The sequence below is a fragment of the Haloferax sp. ATB1 genome, assembly GCF_000730175.1.
This window is the reverse complement of sequence record NZ_JPES01000079.1, coordinates 42,924-60,135: the sequence shown is the minus strand read 5'-3', so window position 1 is coordinate 60,135 and position 17,212 is coordinate 42,924. Positions and strand designations below refer to the sequence as shown.

The following is a 17,212-nucleotide window of genomic DNA, read 5'->3' as shown; positions in this document are numbered from 1 at the left end:
TGAAAGGATCACCAATGGATTTTCCACGGTAGAGATGAGATACTTATTGAGTACACATCGATATGAGCCAGATGAGCGAATCCACGCTACGGGAACTGCTCTCTCTTCTCGATATTTCCGACACAGCGACAGACATCTACATTGGGCACTGTCTAGTTAGTGACCTCCTCAACCGGTGTTCGCCCATCGAGCGCTTGATACGGTCTCTGAAAATTGTAGTATTGCACAAATTGTATAAACAAATCGCGGACGCTTCCGTGACTGCCCACCCACGAATTATGGAAGCGGTCGACTCGCATTTTGAGGGTGTGAAACCATTTCTCGATGAGATTTCGCTCGACATAGTCAAGCTGACCGCTCAATCCTAATCGAGAGAGTGCAGTCTGATAGCCGTAGCCATCAACGAGAAACACAGCGTCTGAGCAATCGTGTTTCTCCGAGAGTCGATGGAGAAACGAAGCAGCTGGATCGGCACCATGTCGTCCAAACAACTCGACGTCAAGAATCAGCTTTGCCTCGATTTCTATTGCAGTGTACAACCAAGACCACTCGCCATTGATTTTGACAGCGGTCTCGTCGACCGCAACCCGCTTCGGCGTTGCCTCAGGCGGGTTGTGACCGCTGTCAGCTAGTCGATGTACCCACTGCCAAACAGCTTGATGAGAGCGTTCAACGCCGAGATATCGAAGAATCTGTTTTGTTTCTCTGAGCGAACACCCGGTCGCGTGAAGCTGGACAGCGAACGCCCTAACGGGCGTCGCTGTCCGCTCACGCTCCCAAGTTTCTTCTAAACCGGTCGCAAAGCACTCGCTAAGCAGGTCTGCGAGCTTCATCCCAAACACACTCAACGACCTGCTCATTTCTCAAACTGGCTTAACTAGACAGTGCCCCCGGTTCGAATGGCTCGCTTCGCTGCCATCTTTTAGAATGACAGCGTTCCCGGATTTGAGACTGAGTGCTGCGATGTGGACCAGCGCATCAGGTCGAGACTCGAAAACCGCCCCGACGACGCCGATCGGGACGGCGACCTTGTATAGCTCAAGACCTTTACCAAGCCCCGCGCGGCCAAGTCTTTTCAAGCGGATCCTCTTGGTTGGCGACACTCCTGACCACCTCCGAAATACTCTCCAGTTTCGGTTCGGAGAGCTTCAGACGGTCGACGAGGGCTTGGCTGTACTCTCCCTATGCGAGCAGTTGTTGCCCTGCCGTGACGTCTTTCTCGTTCGCCTTGAGAATCTCCTCTTGATGGGTGTCGATTGCGTCGGCGATCGACATTAACTGTGGCATCGCTCATCGTCAGAGAGTTTCACAAGCTCAAGTGCAGCTGCTAAGCCTCTTGTACTATGACTTCTGCTATTTTATCAGTCATTGAGTGACTCCGTTTACTGGAACAAATACAGTACCAACCGGTTCGCCAGCGGCGATTTTTTCGAGGACGCTCTCCTCGGTGGACTTTGCGATGATTGCTGGGATTCCGTGTTCGCTTACATCACGTGCACCCTGAACTTTCGTCTGAATACCACCGAACTGGTTCGTTGAAGTCTCATCGGTAATCGTCTGCACTTCGTCGTAGTTCTGACCGACGGCTTCAATCCGCTCTGCCGTAGAGTCCTCCTTCGGGTTGCCAGTATAGACGCCTCCGACGTCAGTCAACGTGACTAACAAGTCGACGTTGATATCGATTGCGACTGACGACGAGAGCATGTCGTTGTCGCCGATTTGAATCTCTTCAGTCGCGACAGCGTCATTCTCGTTGATGATTGGAACGATGTCCCACTCGAAGAGCGTCTCGATGGTATTGCGGACATTGGTAAAGCGTTCGGTTTTTTCGAGATCATGCTGGGTCAACAGCAACTGGGCAATTTTCTGGTCGTAGCGCTCGAAGCTCTCTGTGTACCGTTGCATGAGATAGCTCTGCCCGACGGTCGACAGAGCTTGAGCCTGTTCAACGTTCGCTTCGGAATATCCAACTCGCCCCTTTCCAGCACCGATTGCACCTGACGAGACGAGGATTACATTTTTATTTCGATTGCGGAGACTGACAATATCGTCAACAAGCTTGTCGAGTTTTCGGTCGTCGAGGTTCGACTGCTCGTCGGTGAGCGAGTTTGTTCCTGCCTTTACAATCACGCGACCAGCATCGGCTGCGAGTTGTCGCGCCTGTTCAATTTCTATATCCTCTAATCCCTTACTCAGCATTGTAATCGTGTGCTAACTCCTGTGACCGACGTTCAGCTGCCAGTACTGCGTTAACCACCGCTTCGTCTGCGTTACTTTCCCACAACGAGTTCATCCCTTCGATTGTTGTCCCTTTCGGCGAACAGACTGCATCGATTAATTCGTGGATTGGCTGCTCCGACTGCAACACCGTCTCGGCAGCCACCTTGAATGTCTGTGCCGCAAGCGTTCGGGCCTTGTTAAGGCCATCTTCAACACCGGCTTCTTTCATCGCATCCAAGAGATAGAAAACGAACGCTGGGCCGCTTCCATTGACGGCAGTTGCAATATCCATTCGCGACTCATCAATCTCGATGTACTTGCCGACGTCATTGAGAAGAGCTCTCACATCGTCAGTAACTGTCTCTTCAGTTACGGCTGCCGCCATGTTACAGTTCTCTGCAGCCAAGTTCGGCATCACTCGAACGACCGTTGAATCCGTGTGTTTTCTGATAGCGTCTGTTGACACACCTGCTGCGATAGTTACCAGCGTTTGGTCTGACGACAAGTCAAGATCTCTAAGGAGGCCATCAATAATATCGGGCATGACTGCGACGATAACAACCTCTGAGTCTGACGCAACGTCGAGATTTGACGTCGTTTCCGTACTGTACGCCGAAACAGCTTCACGTGCGTCCGGATCTAGGTCACATACTGTTAGTGTGTATCGCCCTGTTGCAGACAGGCCTCGAAGTAAGGTGCCTCCCATGTTTCCGCATCCGACAACACTTACACGAGTCATCCTATAGTATGTGGGAGCAAGCAACTATAGATCGGTGTCTGTTGACGCAATTACAGCCCCTTGTTCTTCGCTCAGACTCGTATCCTCTCTCGTGAATGAATTAGCAATCAAACTCGCGTAACCGAGTTCTTCGGATCGGACCTACACCATGCGCTTTCAGCATCTCAACGTGCTCTCGATATCTGTTCCAAATTAATCTTTTTGTGACCTGTGTCACCTGTGCGATTTCATCCTGTGTTCGTTTCTCGTTACAGAGAACCCCTGCCACATACAGCGCCCCAGCACGATTCCAGTTGGCGATTTCCCCGAGTGATGGCCTTCCTCGCCAGCAATTTCGATGATTTCACACGCTTGTTCTCGTACATCTTCACCCGCGTTTAGTTCCGAAACGAACCGAGGAATGTACTGCATTGGATCGATGGGAATCATCTTGAGATTGAGTTCTCTAGAGAGGTGAAGATAGGCACGAGCAATCCGCTCATAGGGAACACGTGAAACATCAGCTATTTCATTAAGACTCCGTGGAATCTTATCTCGACGACAGGCGATATAGAGACAGCTTGGTGCGATCGCTTCCGTTGCCCAGCCCCGAACTAAATCCGCGGAATGCGCTTGTCGATAGACTACACAGGCAGCTTCGCGTAGCACAGTTGGAACACCCAAGGCAGAAGCCATGCGTCGATTCTATGGCTGTAGAACGTGGTGCAAACACCGTTCGAGTTCATGATGTACAGAAAACGCAGCAACCCTCCGAACGGTCGAAACAGCACGACGCCGTCAGTAATCTACAAACCCCGACGGTTCTGGGGTGTCGTTCAGACTCGCTGGTTCCAGCAAACTGCAAACGATTGAAGAAAACTAGCCACCACAGTCAAAACTACGGAGCCAACAAGTCTATTTTGATTGATATGCTTGTAGAGCTTCTTGAATTACTGTCTTTTGCTCATCATTTAGTGGATATTGGGGTTTGCGGACATGAGGTTCGAGGAATCCAAGCAAACTCATCATGTATTTCACAGTTATCGATGGGTGTTCGGTCATTAATTCCCGTTCGAGGCTACTATCTTATGATGCTTTTCGAATGCTTCAGAATAATTCTCTTCTTTCGCGTTTTCTAGGATTGATTTGACATCTTCAGGGAAAATGTTCGATCCCAGCCCGATAATTCCAGTGCACCCAACGCTGACAGCGGGGAGTAACAGCGAGTCCCATCCAGTCATAACATCAAACTCAGTATCGATAGTCCGATTGCAGAGCTCATTGACCAACTGCATATCTCCTGCAGATTCTTTTATTCCGACAATATTCGGGTGTTCCGAGAGTTCGACAATGACCTCGGGTGACAGACTGAATCCCATCCCATCCGGATGATTATACAGGAGTAACGGGAGGTCTGTTGCATTCGCGACCTCTCGATGATGTTTAATCAGGCCTTGGTCGCTGGGTGAGCTGTAGTACGGTCCGATGACAAGCGCCCCATCAGCACCGACATCTTCAGCGTGTTGAGTAAGTTCGATAGTTTCCTTAGTAGATGGGGAGCCAGCACCTGCAATGACTGGTGTAGATGCCTCTTCAGAGACAAATTCGATAATGCGTTTGTGCTCTTCCAGGCCAATAGTCGGACGTTCACCGGTAGAACCGCAAGGAACGATTCCATCCACCCCTGCTTTTTCGAGGCGAGCAATATTCTCAGCAAATGCTTCGTAGTCCACGTTGTCATTCTCGTCGAATGGCGTCACTATCGCTGGGTATACCCCATGGGTCAGATTCTCCATAGTCGTTACAAAAATGATCTCCATATCATAAATAAGTACGTGTTATCCTATTATTTGCATCACCCCTTCGATAGGCGACGACAGATATGAGCCACGTGCTGACGATTGGTTCACAAAAAGAAGCCTGTAGACTGTACTATCAGCATTCGATCTCGACGTCAACGATGATTTGATCTATATCTGAGGCTCATCAAAGTTGATGCCGACCGTTTTTGTTCGGGAATAGTGTTCAAGCGCCTCCTCACCGAGGTCGTTCCCAAACCCGGAGTCTTTGAAGCCACCAAAAGGCGTTTCAGGAAGTATTGGACCGTAACCGTTGATCCAGACACTACCTGCATCAAGGTCTTTAATTGCGTTCTGCGCGATAGAACTATTCTCGGTACCGACGCCAGCCGCAAGGCCGTACCGACTATCATTAGCAATTTCAATTGCTTCGTCATAGATACTGAATGTGTTTATCGTCTGAACGGGACCGAAGATTTCTTCCTGAGCGATTCGCATGTCATTATCTACATCTGTGAACACAGTTGGTTTCCAAAACCAGCCATCGAGGTCGGTCTCGTAGGGTTCACCACCAGTGAGCAGCGTTGCACCTTCCTTCTGACCGATTTCACAATATTTTTTCATCGACTCGAATTGTTCTTTGTTTGTCAGTGGACCCATCGTAGTGTCAGAGTCAAGAGGGTCACCAACTACGTACGACTCTGCCTCTTCGACGAAGCGTTCAGTGAATTCCTCAACAATATCCTCGTGGACAATCGCCCGAGAGGCCGCTTCGCATACCTCACCGGTGCTGTAGAAGATGCCGGTACTGAGTGAAGAGATGACTGTGTCGAGATCGGCATCAGGAAATACAATAAATGGAGACTTTCCACCAAGCTCTAGCGACACGGGAGCAATATGATCTGCCGCAGCTTTCATCGCAATCTTGCCTATTTTTACACTCCCTGTGAACGCGACTTTTCGAACTTTATCGTGTTCGGAAAGCGCTGCACCGGCTTCACTTCCCTTTCCAGGGAGGACATTAAGAACACCATCGGGAAGAATGTCTTTCGAGAGCTGTGCTGCGCGGATTGAGGTGAGTGGGGCGTATCGTGATGGCTTTAGGACAGATACGTTGCCGGCAGCGAGTGATGGCCCAATCTTCCAGCCGAATGCCCACATAGGGAAGTTCCATGGAGTGATTTGTCCAACAACGCCATATGGCTCTTTTCGAGTGTAGATATTCGCATCAGTGCTCGCCTGAATTTGGCGCCCTCCGTGGGTCCGAATGATCGATGCGTAATATTCTAACGTATCAATGCCACCCTGTACTTCCCAGCGCGCATCACTGAGTGGCTTACCGGTATCGAGTGCTTCTAGAAGAGTTAACTCATCCTCATGCTCACGTAGAACATCGACCCATTCTAAGATACGTTTTGCTCGCTCAGTTTGCGTCGTCTCCTTCCACTGAGACTCAAACACCGACCATCCTGCGTTAACTGCAGCATCAACTTCAGCGGACCCACATTGAGTGACCTTGGTAATTGGCTTGTTCACAGCTGGGTCGAGGGTTCTGAATGTGTTTCTACTGTTCGCCTCTACCGACTTTCCATCGATCCAAGCCTCAAAATCGAGTTCTTCAACGATGTCATTAATTGCGTCTTCGTGCGATCCTAGCTCTTCGAGTGACGTATTTGTAGCCGCCATGTTACAGGAGAACATGCATACCAACTTTATACTTTCGGAGCATGGAGTTTGTTACCATCCAACAAATAATATCATCTAATGAATCAGCTGAAAGGTGGGTGGTTGCTGTCGGTGGTTACTTCATAGAGCATCTTGACATCAAGACTTCCCTGTGGCGCATTTCACAGTAGTGTTACCGATGAACCGAGTCGATCAGAGCCTCTGTTTACCTAAAAGCAGTTGCAGAAATTGACAAATCAAACGCAACAAAGAGATATGAATACTTTGAATATAGAAATTATAGAACGATGTTAGGAGAATGTCAGAGGTTGCTGCCAGATCAGTGTTAGATACGTCTTTACAAAACTAATAGTGTAACACTACTTCCGGCGGGCATTACAAGAGTAATTCTGTAAGTCCCGTGTGAAGGGACGTTATCATTCATAAAAGACGATTTACTTCACAACCCGCACCTGTGCAAAATTAACACACCTCACATCAATCTACAAGAAGACACGAATCCAAACCACTTATAAAAACTTCTGAAATGGAAAACACCGCGATATTATCGGTTACTCTCTTGTCTTCGCACATGCGTCTGCATGATACGAAATTTCGGATCTTGCTCCCAACTTCATACAGCTATAAATCCTGAATCGTTGAGGTTGCGGTCGAGATGCTATAACGATGCACCATAGGGACGCCGGTAGATGCCACGTCAAAACTGTGAATCATTGCAACTACACGTGAAAGACACTGGCACGCCAAACTTTACGCGCTAACAGATCAGTGAGGCTCTAGTTAGAGGTGTGGAATCAATTCAGGTAGAACAGATAGTAGAGTAATCATTAGATATATATACCAAAACATCATGCGTAGATATGCCGTGACACATGATAGCCACTCGGTTGACCTCGAGAACGAATTTCCATGGAGAGTATTGGGAGTAAACATACTGGCGTGGTTGTTACCAGTGGGGGTATACGGCGTGTTCATGCAACTCCCAATCAGCTCCTCAGGAGTAGTTCCTATGCTACTCCTACTGGCACTAACTTGTATGGTGCCGGTTGCAGCACTCGCCCTGTACTTAATCGATAAACGCCGCGAAAACGGTTACATCGCTGTGTGGGGGTACAGATAATGGTCTCGATCTCGCTTCTCGTAGTTTCAGTGTACATAGTTGGACTCCTCGGCATCGGGGTATACTTCTATGTCACTAGTGAAACGGAACGAATCTCCGACTTCATGCTAGGTGGTCGGAATGTAGGAGTGGCACAGATTGCAATTTCAGATGCGTCCTCACTCCAAAGTGGGTTCGTTCTGTTGGCGTGGGTTGGAGTCGGGTATACGACTGGGCTGTCTGGATTATGGTACGCAGTTCCAATTACGTTTGTGCACCTCTTCGTGTACCGATTTATCGGGTCTAAATTCCGACGGCAGTCGGAAGAATTGGATAGCCAAACGGTTCTAGACCACCTGTCACTGTACTTCCAGCATGACCGATTAAGCAGCTGGATTCGAACTATGGGTGTCCTCGCAATTGCAATATTCATGACCGTATACATCGGTGCCCAAATTATTGCAGTTGGAGAGACAGTGAATACATTATACGGAGTCAACTACAATATTGGTATCGTGATCGGTGGAGCACTGGTGTTAGCGTACGTCTTGTTAGGAGGATTTGATGCGTCAGTTTGGACTGACTTCGTTCAAGGTTTGCTTGCCATCGTGGCAGTCGTGGTTTTACCAATTATCATGATTATGCATATCGGTGGCTTCTCTGCGTTTATCACTAAGGCCCAAGCGATCGACCCGACGTTAGTTTCCGCTAATCCTGGTCTTGGTCTGTCCGAGTTCCTCCTATTTGCACTCACGTGGTATGGATTTGCACTCGGGCTTCTCGGTCAGCCCCACGGATTGATGCGTTTGCAAGCAATCAATTCTGAGCGGAATATTAGCGCTGCATCAGTGACTGCAGTAACGTGGATGACCATTTCATTCATTGGACCTCTCTTCATCGGAGTTGCTGGTCGGATTATCTTTGGAGATGTGAGTAACCCAGAAACGGTCGGATTAGTAGCTATGCAAGGCATGTTCCCCGATGTGATTGGAGGGATCCTTGTTGCTGGGATTCTGGGAGTGATTCTGTCAACGACAGATTCAATGATGCTCGTTGTTTCAGCTGACTTCACAAGCTACTACAGGAACGTTCTCAACCCAGGAGTCAGTGAGAAGACGCTAATTTACCTAGGCCGAGTTGTAGTCACTGTCGTTGCCGCTGTCGGTGTAACCCTTGCATATGTGAATTCATCGACCATCTTCGCGGTCATTCAGTTCGCATACATGGGCCTCGCTGCAGCCTTCGGAATCCCACTTGTGGCTACTCTCTGGTGGGATAAAACCACAAGTGAGGCTGTATTCGCGACGATTCTCATCGGAATCATGAGTACGGTGGCAAACAAACTACTCTTCCCTGATTACTTCCCGATTTTCTCGCTGATGACAACTGTGGCCACCATGATCGTCGTTGGCTACCTATCTCATGAAAACGGTGTGCTAAGTATTAGTTCCACTTCAAATAGAGAAGTGAACGCAAATGACTAACCAACGCCTGTACCCAACAAATCACGCTTGAAGCGGCAATATCGGCGCTGACCCAAGGCACGAATGGGTGCACTAGTTAGCTACCTTGTGAACTATCCATCTTATTCCACGACTGATGTCGCTTCGGGACATCCTGCTCGTAAAACACGCACTGCGTGAGAATTGATGTAGTTCCTACAGAGGACGCAACCTCCATGTCATCAATGAGAGCAAGGTTCTAGCTCGTATGCGAGATGTATCTGAGGCTGTGGGCTCGACCAGCCTTCGCCTACTTGTGTCGTGCCGTGAGAGTGAAAGGCTGTTGGACGCTGCGTTCTACTCCGGTCGGTAGTGAAGCCACAGGGCTGGCGTTCGTACTTGTCTGTCTAACTTCACACACCGTGTACTCCAAGGTCTTATATATCGACTCATGACATTCCGTCGGAGATCGGCACGATGTTCTCTTACTTCCCGCCGTTGCTTTTTGTAGATGTTCGGCCTGTGCTATTTTCCCGGAAGCTTGCGTCGCTCGCTGGGAAAAGAAATCAGTGTCTGCGTTAAATTATAACCCCAAGAATTCACGCTAAAAATCAAAACAAATATATGCACTTGTTCATAACATTGTGTATGGCTCGCTATGACATAGCCATCGTTGGTGGAGGCATCTACGGCTGTTCGGTTGCCAAACATTTGTCAGAAAAATCTGACAAATCGATTTGTGTAATCGAAAAAGAGTACCATGTTGGCTCTCATCAAAGTGGCCGGAACTCTGGAGTTCTCACGCCAGGCATTGTCCTTGACTTTGAAGAAAACCCACGTATGGGTCATTTCGCAGAAAAAGGGTTGAGAGATATCCAAGAGTACTGCCGTCAAAATAATATCCATTACAAGGATTACGGCTTACTGGTTGTTGCGAAGAACGACGAAGAGGAGAGACGCCTCGAAGAGATAAGGGATAGAAAGACGCAGCACGGCATCGAAAAACAACTCCTCACAGGAAGTGAGCTCGCCGAAAAAGAACCCCACATCGATGGACAAGCGGCGCTCTTTGCCCCAGAGTCCGGGGCTGTTGACTCTACGCCGATCGTCCATAGTTTAGCCAGTGAAGCGATGGGGAATGGCGTTGATTTCTTCCTGGGCTATAACGTGAACGAGATCGATAATGAATCGGATTTGATAAAGATTGAGACCGACAAGGGAGTTATTGAGTCCAGCTATCTAGTGAATACGACTGGAGCTCATGCTGCTAAACTCGCTCGAGAGATGGGTGTGATTGGAAACCAGTATCAGGCACTCCCGTTACGAGGTCAGTATTATGAACTCAAACCGGACAAACGTGATCTGATTAAGACAGACGTGTACCCCACTCCAAGACCTGATCGTATCGAAGACGTTGGAATTCACTTCACTCGACGCCCAGATAACAAAGTAATCATCGGTCCCACTGGGATGATTGCCCTCGGTCCGGAAGCATATGGGAAAACCGAAGTCAATTTCGAGAAGATTGTGGAAACGATGTCTTCGAGCAACTTCTGGAAATTCATGGGCTCTAAGGAGGCAATGAGGTCCGCATGGGACAACGTGAATATGGTATACAGTAAGTCTAAATTCGTCTCTGAATGCCAGCGCCTTCTCCCAGAAGTCACTGAAGATGATCTGGTTGAGAGTTATGTCGGCATCATCAACTACCTGATTGATGACAATGGAAAACAAATCAAAGACCCCGTGTTTGAGTACGGTGAACGCTCCGCGCATATACTCATGGTATTGCCCGGAATCACCTCTTCAATTTCGATTGGAGATTACATGGCTGATGAGATCCTACAAAGATGTTGAATGGGTTATGCTACCGCCATGATGGGAGATAGTGGATCAACCCGTCAACTAAGCTCCAGAGGTACTCGTAACAAAGTACAAACGGACGGCCACTGACCTAATCAACAGATAGAACGGCAGAGGTGAAAAGAAATGAGGTGCTTAGAAGGGTGTCGTTGGCGACATCTGTGAAATGGTGGGCTTTAGAAAGCATTCCAGTATGGTAGTAATTGAATTGGCAGTCGATCTACTTATCGGGGAGCGTCATTCCCTGTCTCTTGAACACAAATATCGAATCGAAGTGGAGAAGGCATTACCCACAGATATATGAGGAGCGACAGAGATTATCAACCAAGCAAGGTTGGTCACCAGCCTAGCTAACAGTTAGAGCTATGAGTGTATCACTATCGGAGATTCGGAAGGCAGAATCGAACCTCGACGACGAGTCAGTGGTCCGTCAAACACCCACCGAAACAAGCCGTTCCCTGGAAGCTGAGACAGACGCAGTGGTCCGGTTGAAGATGGAACATCTACAACGAACAGGGTCGTTCAAAACTAGAGGAGCGTACAATAAGCTCAAGAACGCGGTTGAACAGGGCTGTTCAGCAACACAGGTAGTGGCTGCTAGTGCGGGCAATCATGCACAGGGTGTTGCGCTCGCTGCGACAAAGACAGGGTTCGATGCAACGATTGTAATGCCAAAGAATGCACCCCAGACAAAGATTGATGCAACCGCTGGCTACGGAGCCAGTGTGGAACTCCATGGTCATACATTCCAGAAAGCGATGAGTCACGCCAAGTCAGTCACCGGGAATGACTCGCTGTTTGTACACGCGTATGATGACCCTGAAATTGTGGCAGGACAAGGTACAATAGGACTAGAAATCTTTGAGCAGGTGCCTGATGTCGATACAGTCGTGATTCCCATCGGAGGTGGTGGCTCATCGCCGGAGTTGCGACTGCAATTGGCGAACTCTCACCAGAGACACGCATCGTCGGTGTCCAAGTGACTGGTGCAGCCACAGTGCCTCAAAGCCTTCAAAAAGGTGGTCCCCAGACGATCGAGGACGTACAGACAATCGCAGATGGGATTGCAACAGGAGGGATTTCGGAATTGACGTACAATCAGATTGATAAGTACGTTGACGAGGTCATTACTGTTAATGATACCCAGGTTGCCGAGAGTATCCTATTCATGTTAGAGCGCACAAAGCAGATGGTAGAAGGTGCCGGGGCCACGTCTATCGCCGCGATACGCAGTAACGACCTTGATGTGGCAGGTGAGACAGTAGTACCGATACTCAGTGGAGGAAATCTTAGTATGACCGATCTACAGACAGTACTGACACACGGCCTCACATACCGAAATCAACTGGTTCAACTTCGAGTGCATATCATCGACGAACCAGGCAAAATGGAGAATATTTCGAATGTGATTGCTAACCACGGCGCAAACATTCGAGATGTGCGCCACGTCCGATCGGTGGAGGACTTGTGTGTCGGAGAAGCTTATCTCGACTTTAAAATAGAGACGAGCGGTCCGAACCAGACGGACCGCATTATGGAGTCGGTTCGCGACGCGGGCTATGAGATACAGAAAAATAGCTAACGTTACTGGATACTCCTACTGTCTGGTGGTTGTTTACTTCTTCTCAGCAATTGCTTCAATCTCGATTCCGACGCCTTTTGGAAGCCTCTCGGCTTCGAATGCGCTTCGGGCGGGCGGACTCTCACCGAAGTAAGATGAGTACATTTCATTCATCGCGTCAAAGTCGTCGATATCATCGAGTAACACTGTTGTCTTGAGGACGTCACTCATTGACAGCCCTTCGGCAGCAAGCACCGCCTGAATGTTCTCCATGACAAGCTCTGTTTGGACCTCAATTGGGGCGTCAGACTTTAACACACCGTCCGTAGTTAGCGGGATCTGCCCCGCTGTGAAGACCAAGTTGTTGTCGGTCGTTGCCTGACTGTACGCACCTACTGCTGCTGGTGCTTCATTGGTCGATATCGTTCGAACCATCATTTAGAGGACTGATTGCTATCTTCAAAAAGGTTGGTATGGTCACGTGCCACTTGGTGGTATGTGGACGGCCATCAGACATGCGAACTATTATCAGACTGCACCCAATTGAGATTTGTATGCTGGACAGCAACCTTGCTGAAACAGACGCAGTTGTAGCGAACGCAATTGCTGCTGAGGAAAATCGACAAGAAAACAACCTAGAGATGATCGCATCAGAGAACCATGTCTCAGAGGAAGTTCTCGAAGCACAAGGAAGTGTTCTCACCAACAAATATGCAGAGGGGTATCCAAATTCGCGGTACTACGGTGGCTGTGAGCACATGGATACAATTGAGCAGGCTGCCATTGATCGGGCAAAGCAACTGTACGATGCCGAACATGCTAATGTCCAACCACACAGTGGGACACAAGCAAACATGGGGGTCTATTTCGCCGTATTAAACCCTGGCGACAAAATTCTCTCGCTAAATCTGAATCATGGCGGCCACCTCTCGCACGGACACCACGTCAATTTCTCTGGGCAGTTCTATGAGGTTGAGCAGTACGGCGTCGACCCAGAGACCGGGTACATCGACTACAATGAACTTGAGTCGGTTGCTCACGAGTTCGATCCAGACCTGATTGTTAGTGGTTCGTCAGCGTATCCTCGTGAGTTCGATTTCGAGAGAATCAGTCGTGTTGCTGCCTCCGTCGATGCGTATCACCTAGCTGATATCGCACACATTACTGGTCTGGTGGCTGCTGATATCCATACCAACCCGGTCGGTGTCGCCGACTTTGTCACCGGGTCCACCCACAAAACCATCCGAGCAGGAAGAGGAGGGATGATTTTGACGAGTGAAGAATACGCCGAAACAATTGATAAAGCAATCTTCCCTGGTGGTCAGGGAGGACCGCTTATGCACAATATCGCCGGCAAGGCCGTTGGCTTCAAAGAGGCATTGCAACCGGATTTCACGGAATATGCTAAACAGACGGTCGCCAACGCCAAATGTCTCGCAGAGACGCTTCAGAATCGGGGTCTCTCAGTGGTGAGCGGAGGAACAGATAAACACCTATTGCTAGTGGACCTTAGAGACTCACACCCCGACGTAACTGGAAAAGACGCTGAAGAGCGCTTAGAGTCGGTTGGAATCACCCTCAACAAAAACACGGTTCCGGGCGAAAGTCGGTCACCATTCGTCACGAGTGGCATCCGCATTGGGACACCGGCAGTCACAACTCGTGGTTTCACAGAATCTGAAATCAAAGACGTGGCGAACTATATCGCCGACCTCCTCGACAACCCTGACGACGAGGAGTTAGCATCCAATATTAGCCGTGAAATCGATTATCTGACCCAAGAGTATCCAATCTACGAGTAAACGACTCTACTCGCTCACTTCGTTTTGGTTGCGCTTCAAAGAGAAATTAATGCGTGCTTTCAGTGGACCACGATTGCTTCCCGTTCACGTTACAATATGGAGGTAGCTTTCCAAGCATATCGTACATCCATGGTGAAAAGTTCAGTGTGTTATTAGTAGTATATATTACGATTACCGGCAGCTATATTTGGTGCTGTACGTAAAATGGTTACGTCGCTTATGAGCACAAATGCCAACCTACCGGCAGAGGCAGACACTGTCATTGTCGGTGCTGGAATCGTCGGTTGTAACCTTGCATATCAACTGACTGAACTCGGCCGAGATGACGTTGTAGTGGTCGACCAGGGACCGATGCCGACCACTGGTGGGTCTTCGACCCACGCGCCAGGGATCATGTTTCAGACTGACGAGCCGAAAATCCTCAGCAAGTTCGCACGGTATAGCCGAGGATTGTACTCGGACTTAGAAGGGCAGGATGGTGAACAAGCATACAATGAAGTTGGTGGCATCGAAGTCGCACGAACCGACGAACGGATGGATTATCTGCAACGGCGCGTCGAGTGGGCCAAATCTTGGGGGGTTCCAAACCCTGAGATACTTACGCCGGAAGAAGTAGAAGAGAAACTCCCGCTGGTTGATGGCGACCAAATCAAAGGTGGATATTACTCACCGACCGACGGCCAAGTTTCCGGTGTCGTTGCCTGTGACGCCTTAGCCCGTGAGGCGATGGAGAATGGCGCCCAGTTTGTTCCACACACGCGAACCGAAGACGTTGAAATGGACCACAATGGAGTCCAATCGGTCATTACTGAAAGCGGAACAATCGACTGTAACGAAGTCGTTATCGCGACGAATATTTGGGTGCGGCAGTTAGGCGAGAAGCTCGGCGTTCACCTTCCTATCACACCAGTTGAACACCAGTACACAGTTACCGAGTCGCTCGATGAGCTAGCTGACAACGCGACTGATATCACCAACCATCCGCTGTTCGAGAATTACCGGAATGTCTCCGGTGAGAAAGCAAAGCGCCTGCTTGTCGGTCCTGACCGACCGATTCTTCGCGATCAAGACAACGCACTATACTTCCGAACCCATGGGGACGCATACGGGATCGGATCGTACAACCACGAACCAATCGTCCCTAATCCGAAGGATCTTGGCGGCAACAACCCAGATGGTGAACAAGGGTCTGTTCACGAGTTCACAGACTATCACATGGATAACGCGACTCATCCGGACCGACCGGACAAAGCTCCGCGACAGGCCAGTGATGAGCTCTTGCCGGCCACCAAAGGAGCAGAACTCGAACACAAATACAACGGGATGTTCTCCGAGACGCCGAATGGTCTCCCCGTGATGGGGCCTATTCAGGAGTACGACGGTCTCTGGACGGCAGCGGGCATCTGGGTTACTCATGCCGGTGGTGCTGGGAAAGCCCTCGCCGAGTGGATGGAGAATGGTGTTCCAAGGCTGGAGAACGAGCGGATTGACCTTGCACACGCAGACGTTAACCGATTCGATGACCACGAAGGAAGCTGGGACTTCGCCCGCGATATCGGGGGTGAAGAGTACCGTATCGTCTACAACATCGTCCATCCAAAGTGGGTATGGACGGAGCACCAGCGCGATATCCGGCGGACGCCGATGTACCACAGTCACAAGGAACTCGGTGCCGAACTGTGGGCTGAGGCTGGCTGGGAGGAACCACAGTGGTTCGAGTCTAATGCAGACCTCCTAGCTGAGTACGGCGACAAGATACCGGAACGTGAAGGCTGGGAAGCCAAATATTGGTCACCTATAGAGGGTGCAGAGATACTAAACGTCCGTAACAACGTCGGTCTTCATGACATGACCTCGTTCAACAAGATGGAGGTCATCGGTAGTGATGCTGGTGAGTTTATCCAGTATCTCTGTACGAACAACATGGATCTTGACGTGGGCGATGTTCGTTACACCCTGATGTGCAACGAGGGAGGAGGTGTCCGAGCGGACATCACTGTCACAAGAACTGGTGAAGATCGATACCTCGTGTTGACAACGGGTCGTGAGGTCGGGAACAATCATCTCGCATGGGTTCGTGAGCAGGCACCGAGTGATGTGGTTGTTAACGACGTCACCTCGAGCCTCGCTGCGATGGTCTGTACCGGTCCGAATGCCCGGAAGGTTCTCTCGAAGGTGACCGACGTTGATCTCTCAGACGATGCGTTCCCCTTCTTTACGAGCCAGCAGTTCTTCGTGAAGAACGTGCCTGTCACGGCGCTTCGGGTGTCCTACGCAGGAGAACTCGGATGGGAATTCTACACACCGTCCGAGTACGGCGAGCAACTCTGGGAACACATTATGGAAGCTGGAGAAGAATACGACATACGGCCCTACGGAAACGGAGCACTCAACGCTCTGCGAATCGAGAAAGGATTCAGGCTCTGGGGCCAAGATCTCCATACTGAGCACAATCCCTACGAGGCTGGGCTCGGGTGGGCTGTCGATCTCGACACCGACTTCATCGGAAAGGAAGCCGTCGCTGCAGCAGCCAAAGGAGATAACATAGAACACAAGGTCGCCTGCTTAACACTGGACGACGAGGACGCGACCGTTCTCGCACACCGGCCGGTGCTCAATGGCGACGAGACTATCGGCTACGTCCACAGCGCCGAGTACGGGTACACCGTCAGTGCCTGTGTCGTCTACACGTATCTCCCACCGGAGTATGCTGAACCCGGAACCGAGCTCGAAATTCTATACGAGGGGCGACCCGCTATGCCGCCACCGTCCGCGACGAACCGCTCCTCGACTGACGCGAGCCCACACACGCTCCTCCACCGAGTTATCCCCGCAGTTCGTTCTTTTGTTGGTAAATAACACGGCCAGCGACACGACTAAACCGACTTCGCCCTTGATTCGGGATCACTCACATCTATCGTCCGGTTGCGGGAGTTCGTAGAGCGCAGCGGCGGAAGTAGTTCACAACTCATTGAGAGAGGTGACTGAAGATAGCGATGTCACTGATGGGTGGTCCGTGATG

At 49.9% G+C, this 17,212-nt stretch carries 9 protein-coding genes and 4 pseudogenes; 5 read left to right on the top strand and 8 right to left on the bottom strand.

The features are described 5' to 3' along the window. Positions 1-152: 152 nt before the first annotated feature. The 7 genes and pseudogenes from ATB1_RS12665 to ATB1_RS12645 all read right to left on the bottom strand — a co-directional run bounded on the left by ATB1_RS12665 (position 153) and on the right by ATB1_RS12645 (position 6,423). Entirely contained in the window at positions 153-833 is a 681-nt protein-coding gene (locus ATB1_RS12665; RefSeq protein WP_042664295.1) for an IS6 family transposase, read from the bottom strand. 57 nt (positions 834-890) lie between these two features. Next, positions 891-1,369: pseudogene (locus tag ATB1_RS23340) on the bottom strand (gamma-glutamyl-phosphate reductase); the annotation flags it as partial. Then, a complete protein-coding gene (gene proB / locus ATB1_RS12660) occupies positions 1,366-2,199 on the bottom strand; it encodes a glutamate 5-kinase (RefSeq protein ID WP_042664146.1) in 834 nt (277 codons plus the stop codon). The gene proB and the pseudogene ATB1_RS23340, both read right to left, overlap by 4 nt. Then, complete coding sequence (proC, locus tag ATB1_RS12655) at positions 2,189-2,959, bottom strand: pyrroline-5-carboxylate reductase (protein ID WP_082256402.1); 771 nt, start codon at positions 2,957-2,959, stop codon at positions 2,189-2,191. Before proC ends, proB begins: the two co-directional genes overlap by 11 nt. Positions 2,960-3,059: 100 nt before the next feature. Further along, positions 3,060-3,634, bottom strand: a pseudogene (locus ATB1_RS24600) (transcription initiation factor IIB family protein). A 365-nt stretch (positions 3,635-3,999) separates the two neighbouring features. Beyond that, positions 4,000-4,734, bottom strand: coding sequence for a 4-hydroxy-tetrahydrodipicolinate synthase (dapA, locus tag ATB1_RS12650; protein WP_206742056.1), 735 nt, complete (start codon positions 4,732-4,734; stop codon positions 4,000-4,002). Between the two features lie 174 nt (positions 4,735-4,908). Further along, a complete protein-coding gene (locus ATB1_RS12645) occupies positions 4,909-6,423 on the bottom strand; it encodes an aldehyde dehydrogenase (RefSeq protein WP_042664293.1) in 1,515 nt (504 codons plus the stop codon). A gap of 1,119 nt (positions 6,424-7,542) precedes the next feature. Between ATB1_RS12645 and ATB1_RS12640 the strand changes: the two genes are divergently transcribed. The 3 genes and pseudogenes from ATB1_RS12640 (at position 7,543) to ilvA (ending at position 12,409) form a co-directional block, all read left to right on the top strand. Further along, the gene (locus tag ATB1_RS12640) at positions 7,543-9,006 is read left to right on the top strand and encodes a sodium/proline symporter (RefSeq protein WP_042664291.1); all 1,464 of its coding nucleotides are present in this window, start codon (positions 7,543-7,545) and stop codon (positions 9,004-9,006) included. A 606-nt stretch (positions 9,007-9,612) separates the two neighbouring features. Further along, positions 9,613-10,821 carry an FAD-dependent oxidoreductase gene (locus ATB1_RS12635; RefSeq protein WP_042664289.1) on the top strand — a complete coding sequence of 403 codons (1,209 nt, stop codon included), beginning with the start codon at positions 9,613-9,615 and terminating at the stop codon, positions 10,819-10,821. Between the two features lie 371 nt (positions 10,822-11,192). Then, a pseudogene (ilvA, locus tag ATB1_RS12630) lies at positions 11,193-12,409 on the top strand (threonine ammonia-lyase). A gap of 33 nt (positions 12,410-12,442) precedes the next feature. Here ilvA and ATB1_RS12625 read toward each other — a convergent pair. Beyond that, a complete protein-coding gene (locus tag ATB1_RS12625) occupies positions 12,443-12,823 on the bottom strand; it encodes a Rid family detoxifying hydrolase (RefSeq protein ID WP_042664287.1) in 381 nt (126 codons plus the stop codon). Positions 12,824-12,942: 119 nt separating this feature from the next. Between ATB1_RS12625 and glyA the strand changes: the two genes are divergently transcribed. Both glyA and ATB1_RS12615 read left to right on the top strand, forming a co-directional pair. Then, on the top strand, positions 12,943-14,190 hold the full coding sequence (glyA, locus tag ATB1_RS12620; protein ID WP_042664142.1) for a serine hydroxymethyltransferase: 1,248 nt from the start codon (positions 12,943-12,945) through the stop codon (positions 14,188-14,190). A gap of 219 nt (positions 14,191-14,409) precedes the next feature. Then, positions 14,410-16,985, top strand: a pseudogene (locus tag ATB1_RS12615) (FAD-dependent oxidoreductase). Positions 16,986-17,212: the final 227 nt, after the last annotated feature.

What these genes read in the sequence shown, in the direction of transcription:
- ATB1_RS12665 (WP_042664295.1), bottom strand. Translation starts at nt 833, where the DNA reads ATGAAGCTCGCAGACCTGCTTAGCGAGTGCTTTGCGACCGGTTTAGAA.
- proB (WP_042664146.1), bottom strand. Translation starts at nt 2,199, where the DNA reads ATGCTGAGTAAGGGATTAGAGGATATAGAAATTGAACAGGCGCGACAA.
- proC (WP_082256402.1), bottom strand. Translation starts at nt 2,959, where the DNA reads ATGACTCGTGTAAGTGTTGTCGGATGCGGAAACATGGGAGGCACCTTA.
- dapA (WP_206742056.1), bottom strand. Translation starts at nt 4,734, where the DNA reads ATGGAGAATCTGACCCATGGGGTATACCCAGCGATAGTGACGCCATTC.
- ATB1_RS12645 (WP_042664293.1), bottom strand. Translation starts at nt 6,423, where the DNA reads ATGGCGGCTACAAATACGTCACTCGAAGAGCTAGGATCGCACGAAGAC.
- ATB1_RS12640 (WP_042664291.1), top strand. Translation starts at nt 7,543, where the DNA reads ATGGTCTCGATCTCGCTTCTCGTAGTTTCAGTGTACATAGTTGGACTC.
- ATB1_RS12635 (WP_042664289.1), top strand. Translation starts at nt 9,613, where the DNA reads ATGGCTCGCTATGACATAGCCATCGTTGGTGGAGGCATCTACGGCTGT.
- ATB1_RS12625 (WP_042664287.1), bottom strand. Translation starts at nt 12,823, where the DNA reads ATGGTTCGAACGATATCGACCAATGAAGCACCAGCAGCAGTAGGTGCG.
- glyA (WP_042664142.1), top strand. Translation starts at nt 12,943, where the DNA reads ATGCTGGACAGCAACCTTGCTGAAACAGACGCAGTTGTAGCGAACGCA.